The organism is Sphingobium sp. D43FB (assembly GCF_002312805.1).
In the GTDB taxonomy this organism is placed as follows: domain Bacteria; phylum Pseudomonadota; class Alphaproteobacteria; order Sphingomonadales; family Sphingomonadaceae; genus Sphingobium.
In genome coordinates this window covers 1-935 of sequence record NZ_NMUA01000152.1, presented here as the reverse complement: position 1 = coordinate 935, position 935 = coordinate 1, and the positions used below count along the sequence as shown (strand labels likewise).

1 protein-coding gene is annotated in these 935 nt (G+C 61.4%); it reads left to right on the top strand.

Features of this window, described 5'->3' with window-relative positions; translation table 11 throughout:
- Positions 1-935 (top strand): IS630 family transposase (locus tag SxD43FB_RS23770; RefSeq protein ID WP_096064173.1); only part of this gene is annotated, 935 nt, incomplete at both ends.

The window sequence follows — 935 nt, the reverse complement described above, 5'->3', positions numbered from 1 at the left end:
CGGCTTGAGGCGATCGTGGCGGCGCGCAGTTCGCCGCAGAAACATGTTTGGCGGGCGCGGATCATTCTCCTGACTTCTCAAGGTCTGGGCACCCAGGCGATCATGGCAGCGACCGGCAAATCCAAGACATGCGTGTGGCGCTGGCAGGAACGGTTCATGGCCGAAGGGGTGGATGGGTTGCTGCGCGACAAAACCCGCCCTCCAGGTATCGCGCCTCTCGAGGCGACTTTGATCGACAAGGTCGTGGCCCTGACGCTGGAGCCGCCCAGTCACGAGGCCACGCATTGGACGGTGCGCGCGATGGCCAAAGCCGTAGGCATCGCGGCGTCATCGGTGGTGAAGATCTGGCACGATCACGGCCTGGCACCGCATCGGTGGCGCAGTTTCAAGCTGTCCAACGACAAGGCTTTCGCCGAGAAGCTTCACGATGTTGTCGGGCTCTATGTCTCGCCACCTGCCCACGCGATCGTGCTGTCGGTCGATGAGAAGAGCCAAATCCAGGCTCTCGATCGCACCCAACCGGGGCTACCGCTCAAGCGCGGTCGCGGGGCAACCATGACGCATGACTATAAACGCAACGGGACCACGACCCTGTTTGCAGCGCTCAATGTCCTGGATGGTTCGGTGATCGGCCGCAATATGCAACGGCACCGGCATCAAGAGTTCATCCGGTTCCTGAACGCCATTGAAGCCGAGATGCCCGCCGACAAGGAAATCCACGTCATCCTCGACAATTACGCGACCCACAAGCAGCCCAAGGTCCGTGCCTGGCTGGCAAGGCATCCGCGTTGGACCTTCCACTTCGTGCCGACGTCCTGCTCATGGCTCAATGCCGTCGAGGGCTTCTTTGCAAAGTTGACCCGGCGGCGGCTGAAAAACGGCGTCTTCCACTCCGTTGTCGATCTGCAGGCCGCCATCAACCGCTTCATCAAGGA